The sequence below is a fragment of the Bacillus sp. A260 genome (assembly GCF_009861435.1).
In the GTDB taxonomy this organism is placed as follows: domain Bacteria; phylum Bacillota; class Bacilli; order Bacillales; family Bacillaceae_G; genus Bacillus_A; species Bacillus_A cereus.
Map to the genome: position 1 here is coordinate 4,288,103 of NZ_CP046398.1, position 16,341 is coordinate 4,304,443.

Consider the following 16,341-nt stretch of genomic DNA (forward strand, 5'->3'; position numbering starts at 1 on the left):
ATCCCCCTACGTGTTTTCTTCTTACATTTACTATAAGAAAAATAAGAAAAAGAAACGAGTGATTTCCCTTACAAAACGTTTTGTTATCTTACAGTTTTGTCATTTTTCTCATCAATGTATGATATTCTTCATCTTTTGCAAATTGGAACGTGAATGTTGTCCCTTCTCCTTCAGCCGATTGAACATACATTCCATGATGTAAATTATCGCAAATTTCCTTCGTAATATATAAACCCATTCCAGTCGCTTCTCTCGTTTTACGGCCATTTACCCCCGTAAAGAATGGATCAAATATACGCTTTACATCTTGCTCTGGAATACCGATTCCATTGTCCTTAATATGTAATAACACCTTTTGGTCTTTCTCTTCAATTTGAAATTGAATTTCTTTTTTCTCTGCCGCTGAAATTTTTGTATACTTAATTGCATTTACAACAATTTGACCTATAGCAATACTTAGCCATTTTCTATCAGAGGCAACCATACAAGTATCTTCTTCAAACATCACTTTCGGAAATACAGACGATTGAATGAAGGATTTCCGATTTTCATTAATAATACCTCGCACGACATCTATAACATTTACTACTTCTACCTTATAATCTTTCGCAAACTGCTCTAGTCTTGCCATATGTAACGCTAAATCTAAACCATTTAGTATACGATTATTTTCTTCACGAATACTTTCAACTGTTGCTCTTGCCTCACGATGCTCTTTGCCAAACTTTTGCAGCAATAATTCAATAACAGATACTGGTGTTTTCATTTGGTGAATCCATTGGTTCATAAATATCATTTGCTGTTGCTCTTTCGCATGCTGTTTATGAACTTCATTCATATATTGCTGTCTTAATAACGTAAAAGATTCAACGACCATTTCTTGCTCTGATGTATAAGATTCATCAATAAGTAAAGAGTCATGTAATGTATTTCCACCAGTAACATACTTTTCGATCCTCTTTAAAAACACACTCCGTTTTCGGTAATCGTAAATGAGGTATACAGTAAACACAACTGTTCCTAATAAAAGTCCATATAACCATGTACTCCAATCAATGGATCGCTTTTCTAAAAGACTTTGCAACTGTAAAACGAGCCCAAATAAACAAAGGCTAACAATATAAGAAAGAATTAAAGAAAAGCGGTCCATGAGGTAAATTTTAACCTTCATGCCCTTCGCCCCACTCCGTAAGAAGCGCATAACCATATCCACGTTTCGTTACAATTGCATTTTTAATGCCTAACTCCTCTAGTTTCTTCCTTACACGTTTTACATTTACGGTTAATGTATTATCATCCACAAATGCTACTTCATCCCATAGAGCTTCTAACAGTTCTTCGCGCGTTACATATTGATTCACCTGTTTCATTAAACACTCTAATAAGTAAAACTCATTTTTTGTCAGTTCAGTTTGTTGTCCTTGCCACTCAACAATATGCTGAGACGGGAATAACAACAGTCCATTTACACCTAAACAATCACTCTCAGCAGCAGAAGCATACTCTCCGTAACCACGGCGAAGCGCACTCTTCACCTTTGCCATTACGATATCTAAATGGAATGGCTTCGTAATATAATCATCGCCGCCATTTTCAATCGCCATTACTTGGTCCATTTCTCCTGTTCTTGCAGAAACAAAAATAATTGGCGCATTCGATACAGTACGAATTTGACGACACCAATAAAAACCGTCAAAGTACGGTAAATTAATATCAAGTAACACGAGATGAGGATTCACTTTTACAAACTCATCTTTTATTTGACGTAAATCACTTGCTCTAAATGATTGATAGCCATATCTTTCTAAATGCTCTTCTAATATTCCCGCGATTTTCTCATCATCTTCTACAATTAATATTTTATACATGTTCGTTTTCTCCCCATAAAAAATTCTTCTAAAAACCACTCCCTTTTTATTATAAATTGAAAATTTAATTAGTGGGGATTTTTTCCTATATAAATCCGATTTTTACGATATAAAAAAAGACTGCCGTATTTCGGCAGTCTTAATCGATAAATTCAAATTCATATTCAAGAATTTTTACAATATCTCCGTCTTTTGCACCACGTGCACGAAGCGCTTCATCAATACCCATTCCGCGCATTTGACGAGCGAAACGACGTACAGATTCATCACGTGAGAAGTCTGTCATCTTGAATGTTTTCTCGATATCGTAACCAGAGATAACAAACGTGCCATCACTTTCACGTGTAATTTCAAATTTAACACCTTCAGTATCAAATTTGTACATTACACTTGTATCAGACTCATCCGCAACTTCATGTATTGGGAATTCTGGTGTTGTTTCTATTAAGTTCGCTACTTCAAACAGTAAGTCACGAACACCTTGTCTTGTTACAGCTGAGATTGGGAAGATTTTTACTTCGTCTCCCACTTTCTCTTTAAATGCTTGTAAGTTTTCTTCTGCATCTGGCATATCCATTTTGTTTGCAACAACAACTTGCGGACGCTCAGTTAAGCGAAGATTGTATTCTTTCAATTCATTATTAATCGTTACGTAATCTTCATATGGATCACGGCCTTCTAAACCAGACATATCAATAACATGCACGATTACACGTGTACGCTCAATATGACGTAAGAATTGGTGTCCAAGTCCGACGCCAGCATGTGCGCCTTCAATTAGTCCTGGAAGGTCAGCCATAACGAAGCTGCGGTTATCACCAGTTTCAACAACACCAAGATTCGGAACGATTGTTGTGAAGTGATACTCTGCAATTTTCGGACGCGCTGATGATACAACAGATAATAATGTAGATTTACCTACACTTGGGAATCCAACAAGTCCAACGTCTGCTAGTACTTTAAGTTCTAGAATAACATCACGCTCTTGACCTGGTTCCCCGTTCTCAGCGATTTCTGGCGCTGGGTTCGTAGCTGTTGCGAAACGTGAGTTACCACGGCCACCACGGCCACCTTTTGCAATTACAGCAGTTTGTCCATGCGTTACTAAATCGGCAAGAATTTGACCAGTTTTTTCATCTTTTACTACTGTTCCTGGCGGAACCTTTACAAGTAAATCTTCAGATTTACGTCCGTGCTGACCTTTACTCATTCCGTGCTGACCGCGATCAGCTTTGAAATGACGTTGGTAGCGGAAGTCCATTAATGTACGTAAGCCTTCCTCAACTACGAAAACAACATCTGCACCTTTACCTCCGTCGCCACCTGCTGGGCCACCTTTTGGTACATACTTCTCACGACGATACGCAACCATACCATTACCACCGTCGCCGCCTTTTACATATATCTTGACCTGATCTACAAACATTATTTCACCACACTTTTTTCAATTGGTTGTAATATAACTGAGACTTCTTCGTCTCGCACTGTATAAGAAATGGAATACCATTTATTGTTTTGGGTCGCAAGCCAATTCTGTAGTTCTTCTACACTCGTTAGCTTACCACGAAAATCAAAAAAGAAACGAGCATTATCCGCGTCACATTCAATTGTGATACAAACATAATTTTCAACATATACGTCTAAACTATGCTGAAGCATCGAGAAAAATTGATTCGTCCATGTACATACAGTCTCATCTAAGTGAGATAAGTTATGTAATTTCCCTAATACTTCGTACTCCAATAAGCACGGCTGCTGTTTCCAATTATATGTTAAAATCCACTCTGAAAATAAAGGCATTGATAGCCCCATCAGATTGGATTCTTGTCTCGCTTCTTGGACAAAACGATCGATGAGACTATGAATTTCTTCCACTTTTCCAAGGGAAAGGTTTCCTTTCACCATCTGCATACGATTGAGCCAATCATGTCTTGAATGGCGCAATGCATCTATAATTGTCCATTTTTCATTCATTTAGATACCCCTTAATATAGAAAAACTCTAACCTGCACTCAGGTTAGAGTTTTCCGTGAGTTCTTATGCTTCTTGAGCAACAGGATATACGCTCACTTGTTTGCGGTCACGACCAAGACGCTCAAAGCGTACTACGCCGTCAACTTTCGCGTATAAAGTGTCATCGCCACCACGACCAACGTTAACACCTGGATAAATTTTTGTACCGCGTTGACGGTAAAGAATTGAACCACCTGTAACCGTTTGACCATCTGCGCGTTTAGCACCAAGACGTTTTGACTGAGAGTCACGACCGTTCTTTGTACTACCTACACCTTTCTTAGATGCGAAAAACTGAAGATCTAATCTTAACATACGTTACACCTCCTGCACTTTTTCTATTAAACGGATATACTTTCCGTAATCAAGTTCGATCGTCTTAAGCGAAACAACTAATCCTTCTAAAAGCGTTTGTGCTTTTTCTGCTGCATGAACGTCTAAATCATTAGGCAATTCATACGTTAAGAATCCGCCATCACTTCCGAGTTCAATAGTTGCTTGCACATTACAAAGTTCTTCCACTGCATTTATAGAACCAAACACAACCGCTGTAGTTCCAGCACAGACAAGGTCTTGTCCATGTGGCGCATAATCGGCATGTCCAGTCATTTTAAATGATTGGATACTTCCTAATTTCGTGCGACTTATCGTAATTTTAATCATGTTAACCAGAATTAAGCGTTGATAGCTTCAACAACTAGCTTAGTGTAAGGTTGACGATGACCTTGTTTCTTACGATTGTTCTTTTTCGCTTTGTATTTGAAAACGATGATTTTCTTAGCGCGACCTTGTTTTTCAACTTTCGCAGTAACTGTTGCACCTTCTACAACTGGGCTACCAACTTTAACGTTTTCGCCACCAACGAAAAGAACTTTGTCAAAAGTAACAGTTTCACCAGCTTCAACATCTAATTTTTCAATGTAGATTGCTTGACCAGCTTCAACTTTAATTTGTTTTCCACCTGTTTCGATAATTGCGTACATACTTGCACCTCCTCTTAATTACTAAGACTCGCCAAAAACGAGGTAGACATAAATGCCTTTAGGGAACCTGTCTTGTGCGGTTGTAGCATATAGCCGTTTAGGTGCTATAAACTATAACATAAAGATGTTATCATGAATCATAGACGGTTGTCAATAAATGTTCTGCTAACTATTTTTTCCGTTCTACAATTTCTTTTTTACTTCCAAAACGAACGATAGCATACTTTTCGATAATATCATCTTTGAAATAAATTTCAAATGGAATATTTTTTTGTAATCCTTTTTGCAAAAACTGTTTTTGCAGTTCTTTAGGCGCAGCGATTAATACTGCTTCATCTTCTATATTGCCATATGTGATTAGTTCTCTCTCTAACTCATACGCAATTGTTTCATGCGACATCACATAACCCGTCGCTTTGCAAGGTACACACTCTTTTAATAATACGTCCCGTAAAGAATGCTTTTTACGTTTACGTGTCATTTCCAAAATCCCTAGCTCCGTAAAGCCGAGCACCCTTGTATATGTTCGGTCATCTTGCATAGCAGCTATGAGACATTCTCTTACCTTTTCTTTATCTTCTCTTTTTTTCATATTAATAAAATCAATTAATATCATACCACCAATATCACGAAGTCTTAATTGGCGTGCAATTTCTTCAGCGGCTAGCTCATTTGTGCGAAGTACTGTATCTTGTAAATTTTGTTTTCCCGTAAACTTGCCCGTATTCACATCAATTACAGTCATCGTCTCCATTTGTTCTACAATTAAATAAGCACCATTTGGAAGCCAAACAATTTTTTGGAGTGCTTTCTCAATCTCACGCTCTATTCCAAAATGGTTAAACATCGAAGACTTTTCATTATAAAAAGATACTTTTTCTTTTCCAACTTTGTCTTCTAATTCCTTTACTATACTTCTTGTATCTACAACTACTTTTTCAATTGTTTCAATTGGGTTCTCTTGAAATACACGATCTAAAAAGGTCGCCGGTCGATGAAGTAATAACGGCACCTTTCCTTGACCCTCTTTTCTTTTTAACTCTTCATACAACTGTTGTAATCCTTGCATTTCAGCTTGTATTTCTTCAATTGCTCCTTTTTCAGAAGCAGAACGGAAAATGTACCCCCCCGTTCCCTCTATTTCAATTTGGAGTAACTGTTGTCTTCTTTTATTATTTTTTATTTTTCGAGAAACAGCGCGCATCTCATCAAACGGCATATAAACGACATATTTCCCGGTAAATTCTATATTCGCTGTCAATTTAGGCCCTTTCGTATCAATTGCCTCTTTCACAACTTGTACGAGTATCGCTTGCCCTTCATGTATACGATAAGAAGATGGTACATCATCGTATGAAAGGTAAGCATGTTTTTCTAAACCGATGTTTACAAAAGCTGCATTCATTCCAGCAATTGTTCTTACGACACGTCCAACATAAATATGCCCAACAATCTCTTGCTCTTCATTACGTTTCCATAAAAACTCAACAATCTTTTTCTTCTCTTCAATTGCAACGCGCTTTTCCGAACCAGCGTAATTCACATATAACGTTTTCAAAATTATTTCCTCACTTTATAATCTTCTTTGCTTTTACAATAATAAAAGGTTAGTGCTATCGTCAACACTAACCGATTAATTCTTCAACTGATGAAGTTGTTCGTTTTTCAGTAAAATATGCATAGAGCAATTCATTTTCATCCAATGTGTAATGCTCTTTATATTTTCCACGGACGATAATAGAATGCTTATATCCTCTACGAAATTTTGTGAAAATCGTATATAAACGATCTTCCGTTTGCACTTCAATAGGTGCAATCTTTTCGATTCCTCTTTTGTTTCCATAATAACGTTCTAATAAAAAACGCATAAATGCATACCGTCTTTGTTTCCACTCTTGATATAATGACACTGCTAAAAATATGAGTAGTACCCACATCATAATATTGTTACTATTCCAAAGTAACTGCCATCCTAATATTACACTAAAAAAAACACATGACAATTGCATCATCTTTTCATGTGCTTGTAAATAAGGGAAACGATATGATAATACATTAAACAATACTTTCCCGCCATCTAACGGCCAAATAGGAAGTAAATTGAATGCTAAAATAATTATATTATTCCACATGAAGAAATAATATAAATCTGCATTCAGCCAACCAGCTTTGAACAACATATAACCTACCAGCATCATCCAAACATGTTGAATCGGTCCTGCAATTACGACAACAAGTTCCTCTTTCAATGACTTATTACCATGTTCCTCAAGCTCGGCAACGCCACCAAACGGCAAAAGCTGAATTCTTTTTATACGCCAATTATAGTGTGCTGCTGCAAAAGCATGCCCAAGTTCATGAATAAGAACAATACAAAATAACAGTAGTAACTCTTTAAAACGCGCAGTAAAAATACCAATGACAATAATAACCCAAAATAATGGATGCACGGAAATTTTCGTTAAAACGTCCCTATATTTAATCAAATGATATCACCTGGATCGGATCAATAAATTTCTCATTCTTTTTTATCGCGAAATAAAACTTTCCATTTTTATCATTTGTATCATTACTCACCGTTCCAATTTTTTGTTTCTTTGAAACGTAATCATATAATTTCACTGACATATCGTTTAAGTTTGCATACCATGACTCCGTACCATCTGCATGTTGAATTTGAACTGTATTTCCAAGTTCCTCTTTCTTGCCTGCAAAAACAACTAACCCTTCATTTACTGACTCCACTTTTGCATTTGTAGCTGTTTGGACAAATACACCTTGGCCATTTTTTTGAAACCCTTGCATTACCTTTCCAGAAGCAGGAATTGCATAATCTTTTTGCTGAATACTTCCTTCTTTTTTCTCGTTCGGCGAATAGAATACAAGCGGTTTTCCAAATTGCTTTTCGTACCATTTCGCTACAGTAGCAAACTGAAATTCCTCTTTCATCACTTTTTCTGTAACAGCTTTAGCTCCATTGAATGAAGAAGGAGCATTCTTATATAAAATAGCAACCGAAAGAACTAATATTGCTGATAATAAAACTTTGAAGAAAAAGACTTCCTTTCGAAATAAAGGATGCATTTCCTTTTCTCCATCTTCAATAAATACTGCTTCACTATCAAAATTCCCTCCGTTAAAATACTGCTCTTCCTCCATCCTTTCTTGCTCGGCCTTCCTTTTTGCAATCCGCTTTTTAATTTCTTCTACGCGTCTATTCTTCATACTGTCTCCTTTCTTTCGTTAAGCTAATTTCATTAGAAACAGTTGTATACAGTTTGTACATATGTATGAGCTAAGAAAGAAAGATATTCGTGTGAAGAAAAAAGAAAGCACCTCGCATATGTGCGAAGTGCTCTTAACGGATTCCAAAGAAGTTTTTCACCTTTGCAAATACCGATACCTTTTCTTGTTCAAATGCTTGTAATGGTACATTCTCACCTAACAAGCGTCTTGCAATATTACGATAAGCCAACGCTGCTTTTCCGCTTGGTTGCAACGCCACAGGTTCACCTGTATTTGTAGCTCGAATAACTTCATCGTCATCTTCGACAACACCAAGAAGCTCGATTGACAATGTACGTACAATTTCATCAACATCTAACATATCCTGTTCATGAAGCATATGACTACGTACACGGTTAATAACAAGTTTGGGTGGTTCAATATCCTCTTTTTCTAAAAGCCCAATAATACGATCCGCATCGCGCATTGAGGATACTTCTGGAGTCGTAACAACGATTGCTTTATCCGCACCAGCTACCGCATTTTTAAATCCCTGCTCAATCCCCGCAGGACAATCGATTAATATGTAATCATAATCTTGACGTAATACTTGTATTAATTCATCCATTTGTTCAGGTGTTACCGCTGATTTATCACTCGTTTGTGCTGCAGGTAATAAATAAAGATCATCAAAACGTTTGTCTTTAATAAGAGCCTGAGGTAAACGGCAACGCCCTTCAACGACATCAACAAGATCAAATACAATACGATTTTCCAGCCCCATTACTACGTCTAAATTTCGAAGACCGATATCTGTGTCAATTAAGCACACTTTCTTTCCAGATAACGCTAGGGCCGTACCAATGTTCGCAGATGTAGTAGTTTTACCTACTCCGCCTTTTCCAGATGTAATTACTATTGCCTCTCCCACAGCTATACAATTCCCCTTTCTAACTTTGTTAAATTAGGTCTAAGATGAGTGAGAAGTTGCAGGCGATCGACAACAATGTGATTGTTCTCATTAATATACGCACATTCTGCCGCCTCCGCTCCGTCTTCTTTCTCTTCCGGAGCCCGCATTGCCACATCACTAATTCGAAGTTGCATCGGGTTCATAACAGATGCAGCGATTACAGCATCCGAATCCCCATAATACCCAGCATGTGCAATTCCTCTTAATGATCCTACGACAAAAATATTCCCCCCAGCGATAACCGTTCCGCCTGGATTAACATCTCCAATTAACAACAAATTTCCTTTTACATGTAAAACTTGTCCAGAGCGAACAATTTTGGAAATAGGGACAATTTCTGTTTCTTCTTTCCAAGCTATTGCTTCTGCTTTAGTGATAACATCACTTTCAATTGAATCCACAACAAGATTCTTTTTATTACGAATTAACGTACGAATCTCTTCTTGTTGGACTTCTGTTAAATAACGATTTCCTACTTTCACATGCACTTCAATTAAAGAGCGCCCATCACCATCGTAGTAATGTGTAGAAAGTTTTTCGTCTAATTCCATCAATAATTCTGAGAATGAACAACAATCATCTAAATGAAGCGTTATCCCATCTTTTGTCCCTTTTATCGTTACATTTTGTTGCTTTTTTTCTTCCACTAAAGTTCACCCCACCGATTCAATTCGACATAAAATTAGAAAATCCTTTTTTCTTTTTCTTCCATCGCTTTTGAAAGACGCACTATATATCGTCTCAGTGGGAAACAAACTATCAATAAGAAAATAGCATTTAACAATAAAGTAGAAAGGAGACGATCTGTGAAAAAGACATACGCTGGCATATGAGTACGTCCTAATAAAGTTAAGAATCCATACACATAATACTCTAGTGCTACAACGCTAGCTAATATGATAGAAACAACAATAAATAAATTCAATTGTAGTACTTTCATCACACTATATACTAAATAAGCTAAAATCGGATAAGCAAAAATATATATCCCGACAAGTTCTGTGTATACGGTATCAAATAAGAAGCCAAATAATAGTCCGTAATAAATCCCTTGGACCGGACTATAATACACTGTAATAAAACATAAGACGATTATAAAGAAATGCGGTGCTGCTATGCTGTCTTTCCAAAATACATCCGTTGGAACAACAGTAGCAAACATATTTTCAAATAGAAACACAAAAAGGAGCAAAAGAGGAAGAGCTGCTCTTTTTAATATCTTCATCATCTCTTCTTCTCCTCCTATTCTAATGGCGCTGAAGGTGTTGCACGTTTAGCAACCGTAATATGCTCTACGTCATTTAAATCAGCGGCAGGTTTTACATAAGCTGTTTTTGTTAAGCCATATGCATCCGGCTGAACTTCAACGATTTTTCCAATTACAAGACCTTTCGGGAAAATATCACCCAGTCCAGATGTTACAACTAGTTGATCTTTCTCTACCGGTGCATCAGAGCCAATCTTTGTGAAAAGAAGTAATTGCTTTTCTTTGTCATAACCTTCAATCAATCCAAAGATTTTCTCTTGCCCTTGTACAATAGCAGAAACGCGATTTGTTCGGCTCATAGAACTTAGTAATTCTACTGATGATGTAAACTGAGATACACTTTTCACTCTTCCAACTAACCCTTGTGAAGTTACTACAGCCATATCTTTTTTAATTCCTTGCTGTGCCCCTTTATCAATTCCAATTAAATCGTACCATTTATCTGGATTACGAGAAACAACAGTAGCTGGAATTTCAGTATACCCGCTATTTAACTCTTTTTTACCAGTTAGCTCTTGTAACTTCTTGTTATCATCTTCTAATTGTTTTACTTTCCCTGATAGACCTGCATAATTATCTAATTTTGCTTTTAATTCTTTATTCTCTTCATACGTGCGCTTTACATCCTCTACATTTTCGAAGAATCCAGCTACGTATTTCGCTGGCTTTTGGAATACACGTTCTACAACACCGACAGTATCTTTAACAAACTGCTCTGGCCATGTTAAACTGTTCCGTTCTTTCAATGAGATTCCAATCAATGCCACGAGAAGAATAATACTAACCAACAAAACAATTAATCTTTTGTTTAAGAAAAACTGTGGCACGTTCACACCCTCTTAATTTCACTGATTTTTATTTTGCAATATTATCGAGCAGCAGTTTTGAAAAGATCGATATTGTCTAATGCTTTACCTGTTCCAATTGCTACGCAATCTAATGGATCTTCTGCAACAAGAACTGGCATTTTCGTTTCTTCACTAATTACTTTATCTAAATTACGTAGTAATGCCCCGCCACCTGTTAATACGATACCGCGGTCCATAATATCAGCCGCTAATTCAGGTGGAGTTTTTTCTAACGTATTTTTAACTGATTCTACAATCGCATCTACTGTATCTTTTAATGCATCTGCAATTTCTTCTGGCTGAATTAGTACTGTTTTTGGTAAACCACTTACTAAATCACGACCGCGAATTTCCATAGGCTCGATACCTTCTGGCTCGCCTGCAGAACCAATTTCTAATTTTAATGCTTCAGCTGTTCTTTCACCGATCATTAAGTTATAGCTTTTCTTAATGTACTGAATGATTGAATCGTCCATATCATCACCAGCAACACGGACTGACTGGCTTGTTACAATACCACCTAGAGAAATAATTGCAACTTCTGTTGTACCGCCACCGATATCAACAACCATACTACCAGTTGGTTCCCAAACAGGTAAGTTTGCACCAATTGCTGCTGCAAATGGCTCTTCGATAGGATAAGCATCACGAGCACCCGCTTGACGAGTCGCATCGATTACTGCACGTCTTTCTACAGCTGTAATACCAGATGGTACACATACCATTACATACGGCTTACGTGAGAAGAAACCGTTTGATTTTTGAGCTTGTTGAATGTAATATTTCATCATTGTTGCAGTTGTTTCATAATCAGCAATTACACCGTCTTTCATCGGGCGAAGTGCCACAACGTTCCCTGGTGTACGACCAATCATTTGTTTTGCATCGCTACCTACAGCAACGATTTGTTTCGTATCAGTTTGTAACGCAACTACTGAAGGTTCACGTAAAACTACACCTTTTCCTTTTACATATACAAGCGTGTTCGCAGTTCCTAAGTCTATTCCAAGATCGCGAGTAAATCCACCAAATCCAAACATATTATTTATCTTCCTTTCTTGTTTTCACGGACTCATTTTTTCTTACTTTATATTATAAAAACAGTACGTTTTTTATATCTTTATCCTTTTTGTAGATAAATTTCTACAAAAAACTCATAAATCACATTATAAAACAAAATAAGTAAAAAGCATAGTCTTAAATATGACCTTTTTCCTTTAAACTCACGAATTTATGGTCACCTATTATAATATGATCAAGCACTTCAATTCCGATAATCTGGCCGCATTCTACTAAGCGTTTTGTTACTGCAATATCTTCACGGCTCGGCGTGGGATCTCCTGAGGGATGGTTATGAAGACATATGATAGAGGCTGCTGCACGACGGAAGGCTTCTTTAAAAACTTCCCTCGGGTGTACAATTGACGTGTTTAAACTTCCAATAAAGATCGTTTGCCTATGTATAACTTGATTTTTTGTATTTAAATATAAACAAACAAAATGCTCTTGTTGTAAAAAACGCATTTCTTCCATCATGTATTTCGCACAATCTTCTGGACTTCGAATACTATATCTATTTTGATATTCTAAACGTACCATTCTTCTGCCTAGTTCAAAGGCTGCCATAAGTTGCGATGCCTTTGAAATCCCAATACCATGTATACTAATTAGCTCTTCTAATGTTGCATCTTTCAACATACGTAAGCCATCAAATTGATGTAAAATTTTATCTGATAACTTTAAAACTGTTTCTTCTTTAGAACCTGTTCTGAGTAACACTGCGAGAAGCTCTCGATTTGATAAACTTCCAGCACCTTCTAACAATAAACGCTCCCGTGGCTGTTCTTCTCTTACAACATCACGAATACCGTTCATCTCTCCACCCCTTTATTTGTTCTCTCAAAGAAAACCCCATGCAATTTTACGCATGGGTTACATCAATATCAAATTGTTTTAATTCCCGAACGAGACGTGCAATTGGTAAGCCAACTACACTATAGTAGTCCCCTTGAATATTTTGAACGAAAATAGATCCTTTACCTTGAATCCCATAACTACCGGCTTTATCAAGAGGTTCTTTCGACGCGACGTATGTATCAATTTCCTCTTCTGTTAACTCCCAAAATGTAACTTCTGTACGCTCATAAAAAGTAACCGTTTTTTCTTTTGCTATAATTGCAACACCTGTATACACTTCATGTGTTTTCCCTGATAGTAATTGCAACATCTCTTTCGCCTCATCCTCATTAGAAGGCTTACCAAGAATACGCGACTCATATGTAACAATTGTATCTGCACCTAACACAATGTGATCACTATTATTTTCTGCCACCGCTGATGCTTTTTGCAAGGCAAGCGACATTACAATATCAGAAGGCGATGAATATGCACCAATTGTTTCCTCTACTTCACTTACAACGATTTCAAATGGCACACTAGCTAACTCAAGCAATTCCTTCCTCCGAGGTGACCCTGAAGCTAAAATTATTTTTCTCATATTTTCTCCTTCCTTTCTCACATGAAGCAGAACAATTTATATTAATCGTATCAAAGGAATAGTTTGTCCACAAATGAAAGAAATATTAATTTCTCTAACTAAAATAACACTTCTTTATTGCATACGATTATATTCCTGTCATAGAGAAAGCACTTTGCTCTAAATTCAAAAGAAAAGAAAGAAGTACATGTACTTCTTTCTTACTCATTTTATTATCCTATCATTTCACTTTCTACGAAACAATTTTTTCATACGAGAGTAAACCATCAATAATAACTTGATTTAATTTCGCCAAAGATTCCTTATCCATCTTCCCATCTTTTACTGTTTGTACAGCTACCGACGTATACATATACAGTTTCTTTGCTTCTTCTTGTTTCATACTTTTCCCTTCTTTTTCAACCTTTTTCCATTCTTTTTCAATTACTTCTATATCTTTTGCGCTGCTTTTTCCACCAACTTGTACGCTAGAAGCATATTTTGCTAAATGAGTGTATAATGGCTGCACTTTTGTTAAAAATGTTCCTACTTCTTTATCATCTTTCAGCAATGCTTTATCTGTTATATCCCAGTTCTTTTTTAAAACGGAGACACCATCATTTTTATACTTAGTCATTAATTGATTTATAGACTGTTCATCGCTAGCAATACCAACAACTATTGCATACTTATCACCGCTCGGTCTTAAAGCACCAATGCCCCCATTGCCTTTCCATTCTTCAAGAGCTGCCTGTCCCTTTTCTTCAGAAGAATAAAGCCCCCCTTGAACAAAAAATAATTTCATTGGATCCAATGACGTTCCTGCTTGTGCTTTTTGTTTTTCTTCTTTCGGTGCTGGTGTTTGTTCTGCCGTTCCACCCACCTTTGATTCTCCATTTCCAGTCGGCCTTGAAGCTGTCACTTCACTTCCTCCTGTCGTCCCTTGTCCAGTAAGTAAATGAAGCATCCCCATTCCAAACGCCGTACCGATAATGATTGCAGTTGCAACGATTACAATTAATGTATTACTCCACTTCTTTCGGTATTTTTCCACAGACATTGATTTCCCTTTTTGAAACGGAACAACATTTTTCGGTCGTTCACTTTCTACTACCATCCATTCAAATTCATCTTTCTTTTTTTCCTCATACTTCGCTTCTGTTCCATTCACTTTCACTGAGATCGTTCGTGATTGCTTGTCCATACACTCACACCTCACCTCTTATCGTTGTCCGCATCATATCATATTCATTTCATAAAAAAACGAGATATTTGTCAGAGGAATTCGCCAAATAACCCTATATATTTATCTTATATGTATGCATTTGACTTCATTTGTAGAACAAAAAAACTAGATAGCAAAGACTATCTAGTTTTTCTCGCAAATATATTTTCGTACTTCAGAAATGAAATAAAGAGAACCTGTTATGATAAAAACATCATTTTCTGCTATCATTTCAACTTTTGTATCAATTGCCTCTTTCCAATTTTCAAAAACTAATTTTGATTCTTTCTGTGAATATGATGCAAGCTTATCAGCAGAAATAGCACGATCAAAGGCGAATGTTGTAAAAATAATTTCATCTGCAATGGTTTCTAATTGGCCTACCATGTTATGTAATTGTTTATCACCAAGGGCAGTAAATAACACTATTACATTTTTATCTTTGTAATGCGCTTCTACTGTTTTCACAAGGCTTTCGATACCTTCTGGATTATGAGCACCATCTATAATAATATCTGGATTACTTTGCAGTTTTTCAAAGCGCCCCACCCAATACGCTTCCTGTAATCCAGTTCTTATTTCTTCTTCCTCAATTAAAAATGATAAGTATGTTTTTACATACATGACTGCCATAAGCGCAAGTGCTGCGTTTCCTACTTGGTGGCTGCCTTTCATTGTGATTCGCACATCTTCAAAAGAGGCGAAAGGACAAGTGAAATCGAACTGTTCTCCATCTTCACTAGACTGTTTATGTAATGCTGTAAAATGGTTGCCCATCTCGTATAAGTTTGCATGATTTTCCTTTGCAACATTTTGAATGACTTGCAAAGCTTCTTCATCTTGTACACCAGTAATTACCGGCACGCCAGACTTAATAATCCCCGCCTTTTCATATGCAATTTCTCCTAGTGTATTTCCTAAAATATGCATATGATCGTGACCGATATTCGTAATAATCGTGAGGACAGGGTGTATAACATTGGTAGAATCAAAACGTCCACCAAGCCCTGTTTCAAATAAAACAACATCACAGAAATTGAATTTGCCGAAATAGCAAATCGCCATAACAGTAATAATTTCAAACTCTGTCGCTTCCCCTAAATCCGTTTCATCTAGTTTTTCCACGACTGGTTTTACCAGCTTTACAAGTTCAGTAATCTCTTCGTCTGCAATTGGTGTTCCATTCACACTAATGCGTTCATTAAATGATTCGATGTAAGGAGAGGTAAACGTTCCTACCTTATATTTCGCGCCTTCTAACATGTAACGCATATATGTTAACGTTGAACCTTTTCCATTTGTACCAGCAAGATGAACACATTTTATATGACGCTCTGGATTTCCGAGCTCTTCTAGCATCCAATTCATTCTTTCTAATCCTGGTTTAATACCAAATTTCAATCGGCTATGAATCCACCCTATCGCTTCTTCGTATGTATGTATCACGTATGCTTTTCCCCTTT

The 16,341-nt window shown here is 36.8% G+C and carries 19 protein-coding genes and 1 other annotated feature; all 19 genes read right to left on the minus strand.

Annotated features, from left to right (window positions below):
* Positions 1-88: 88 nt before the first annotated feature.
* On the minus strand, positions 89-1,171 hold the full coding sequence (locus GD442_RS21760) for a HAMP domain-containing histidine kinase (RefSeq protein ID WP_000865181.1): 1,083 nt from the start codon (positions 1,169-1,171) through the stop codon (positions 89-91).
* The gene (locus GD442_RS21765; protein WP_000276723.1) at positions 1,161-1,868 is read right to left on the minus strand and encodes a response regulator transcription factor; all 708 of its coding nucleotides are present in this window, start codon (positions 1,866-1,868) and stop codon (positions 1,161-1,163) included. The genes GD442_RS21760 and GD442_RS21765 overlap by 11 nt, the downstream gene beginning before the upstream one ends.
* Before the next feature lie 139 nt (positions 1,869-2,007).
* The gene (obgE, locus tag GD442_RS21770) at positions 2,008-3,294 is read right to left on the minus strand and encodes a GTPase ObgE (protein ID WP_000497128.1); all 1,287 of its coding nucleotides are present in this window, start codon (positions 3,292-3,294) and stop codon (positions 2,008-2,010) included.
* The gene (locus GD442_RS21775; protein ID WP_001003584.1) at positions 3,294-3,842 is read right to left on the minus strand and encodes a sporulation initiation phosphotransferase B; all 549 of its coding nucleotides are present in this window, start codon (positions 3,840-3,842) and stop codon (positions 3,294-3,296) included. The genes obgE and GD442_RS21775 overlap by 1 nt, the downstream gene beginning before the upstream one ends.
* A 63-nt stretch (positions 3,843-3,905) precedes the next feature.
* The gene (gene rpmA / locus GD442_RS27875; RefSeq protein ID WP_000944958.1) at positions 3,906-4,196 is read right to left on the minus strand and encodes a 50S ribosomal protein L27; all 291 of its coding nucleotides are present in this window, start codon (positions 4,194-4,196) and stop codon (positions 3,906-3,908) included.
* Between the two features lie 3 nt (positions 4,197-4,199).
* A complete protein-coding gene (locus GD442_RS27880; protein WP_001973720.1) occupies positions 4,200-4,544 on the minus strand; it encodes a ribosomal-processing cysteine protease Prp in 345 nt (114 codons plus the stop codon).
* An 11-nt stretch (positions 4,545-4,555) separates the two neighbouring features.
* Positions 4,556-4,864 (minus strand): 50S ribosomal protein L21, encoded by a 309-nt coding sequence (gene rplU, locus GD442_RS21785; protein WP_000270907.1) that lies wholly within the window; start codon positions 4,862-4,864, stop codon positions 4,556-4,558.
* Between the two features lie 14 nt (positions 4,865-4,878).
* Positions 4,879-4,956 (minus strand) — a sequence feature (ribosomal protein L21 leader region).
* A gap of 77 nt (positions 4,957-5,033) precedes the next feature.
* Positions 5,034-6,422 carry an Rne/Rng family ribonuclease gene (locus tag GD442_RS21790; protein ID WP_000855491.1) on the minus strand — a complete coding sequence of 463 codons (1,389 nt, stop codon included), beginning with the start codon at positions 6,420-6,422 and terminating at the stop codon, positions 5,034-5,036.
* 67 nt (positions 6,423-6,489) lie between these two features.
* Positions 6,490-7,350: a stage IV sporulation intramembrane metalloprotease SpoIVFB gene (spoIVFB, locus tag GD442_RS21795; RefSeq protein WP_000599058.1), complete on the minus strand. Its 861-nt coding sequence runs from the start codon at positions 7,348-7,350 to the stop codon at positions 6,490-6,492.
* The gene (gene spoIVFA / locus GD442_RS21800; protein WP_000797471.1) at positions 7,343-8,089 is read right to left on the minus strand and encodes a stage IV sporulation protein SpoIVFA; all 747 of its coding nucleotides are present in this window, start codon (positions 8,087-8,089) and stop codon (positions 7,343-7,345) included. The genes spoIVFB and spoIVFA overlap by 8 nt, the downstream gene beginning before the upstream one ends.
* Before the next feature lie 133 nt (positions 8,090-8,222).
* Positions 8,223-9,020, minus strand: a complete 798-nt coding sequence (gene minD / locus GD442_RS21805; protein ID WP_000503309.1) for a septum site-determining protein MinD — start codon at positions 9,018-9,020, stop codon at positions 8,223-8,225.
* A gap of 2 nt (positions 9,021-9,022) precedes the next feature.
* A complete protein-coding gene (minC, locus tag GD442_RS21810; RefSeq protein ID WP_000391521.1) occupies positions 9,023-9,709 on the minus strand; it encodes a septum site-determining protein MinC in 687 nt (228 codons plus the stop codon).
* A 35-nt stretch (positions 9,710-9,744) separates the two neighbouring features.
* Positions 9,745-10,290, minus strand: a complete 546-nt coding sequence (mreD, locus tag GD442_RS21815; protein WP_000975766.1) for a rod shape-determining protein MreD — start codon at positions 10,288-10,290, stop codon at positions 9,745-9,747.
* 14 nt (positions 10,291-10,304) lie between these two features.
* A complete protein-coding gene (gene mreC / locus GD442_RS21820) occupies positions 10,305-11,156 on the minus strand; it encodes a rod shape-determining protein MreC (protein WP_001135488.1) in 852 nt (283 codons plus the stop codon).
* Between the two features lie 41 nt (positions 11,157-11,197).
* A complete protein-coding gene (gene mreB / locus GD442_RS21825; RefSeq protein WP_000466736.1) occupies positions 11,198-12,217 on the minus strand; it encodes a cell shape-determining protein MreB in 1,020 nt (339 codons plus the stop codon).
* Positions 12,218-12,374: 157 nt separating this feature from the next.
* Entirely contained in the window at positions 12,375-13,052 is a 678-nt protein-coding gene (radC, locus tag GD442_RS21830; RefSeq protein ID WP_001013390.1) for a RadC family protein, read from the minus strand.
* A 46-nt stretch (positions 13,053-13,098) separates the two neighbouring features.
* On the minus strand, positions 13,099-13,674 hold the full coding sequence (locus tag GD442_RS21835; RefSeq protein ID WP_001226291.1) for a Maf family protein: 576 nt from the start codon (positions 13,672-13,674) through the stop codon (positions 13,099-13,101).
* Between the two features lie 232 nt (positions 13,675-13,906).
* On the minus strand, positions 13,907-14,857 hold the full coding sequence (locus GD442_RS21840; protein WP_000361018.1) for a hypothetical protein: 951 nt from the start codon (positions 14,855-14,857) through the stop codon (positions 13,907-13,909).
* A gap of 165 nt (positions 14,858-15,022) precedes the next feature.
* A complete protein-coding gene (locus tag GD442_RS21845; protein ID WP_000582039.1) occupies positions 15,023-16,324 on the minus strand; it encodes a bifunctional folylpolyglutamate synthase/dihydrofolate synthase in 1,302 nt (433 codons plus the stop codon).
* Positions 16,325-16,341: the final 17 nt, after the last annotated feature.

Excerpts from the sequence above, each read along its gene's own strand:
- GD442_RS21760 (WP_000865181.1), bottom strand. The coding sequence starts at position 1,171 with ATGAAGGTTAAAATTTACCTCATGGACCGCTTTTCTTTAATTCTTTCT.
- GD442_RS21765 (WP_000276723.1), bottom strand. The coding sequence starts at position 1,868 with ATGTATAAAATATTAATTGTAGAAGATGATGAGAAAATCGCGGGAATA.
- obgE (WP_000497128.1), bottom strand. The coding sequence starts at position 3,294 with ATGTTTGTAGATCAGGTCAAGATATATGTAAAAGGCGGCGACGGTGGT.
- GD442_RS21775 (WP_001003584.1), bottom strand. The coding sequence starts at position 3,842 with ATGAATGAAAAATGGACAATTATAGATGCATTGCGCCATTCAAGACAT.
- rpmA (WP_000944958.1), bottom strand. The coding sequence starts at position 4,196 with ATGTTAAGATTAGATCTTCAGTTTTTCGCATCTAAGAAAGGTGTAGGT.
- GD442_RS27880 (WP_001973720.1), bottom strand. The coding sequence starts at position 4,544 with ATGATTAAAATTACGATAAGTCGCACGAAATTAGGAAGTATCCAATCA.
- rplU (WP_000270907.1), bottom strand. The coding sequence starts at position 4,864 with ATGTACGCAATTATCGAAACAGGTGGAAAACAAATTAAAGTTGAAGCT.
- spoIVFA (WP_000797471.1), bottom strand. The coding sequence starts at position 8,089 with ATGAAGAATAGACGCGTAGAAGAAATTAAAAAGCGGATTGCAAAAAGG.
- mreD (WP_000975766.1), bottom strand. The coding sequence starts at position 10,290 with ATGATGAAGATATTAAAAAGAGCAGCTCTTCCTCTTTTGCTCCTTTTT.
- mreB (WP_000466736.1), bottom strand. The coding sequence starts at position 12,217 with ATGTTTGGATTTGGTGGATTTACTCGCGATCTTGGAATAGACTTAGGA.
- radC (WP_001013390.1), bottom strand. The coding sequence starts at position 13,052 with ATGAACGGTATTCGTGATGTTGTAAGAGAAGAACAGCCACGGGAGCGT.
- GD442_RS21835 (WP_001226291.1), bottom strand. The coding sequence starts at position 13,674 with ATGAGAAAAATAATTTTAGCTTCAGGGTCACCTCGGAGGAAGGAATTG.
- GD442_RS21840 (WP_000361018.1), bottom strand. The coding sequence starts at position 14,857 with ATGGACAAGCAATCACGAACGATCTCAGTGAAAGTGAATGGAACAGAA.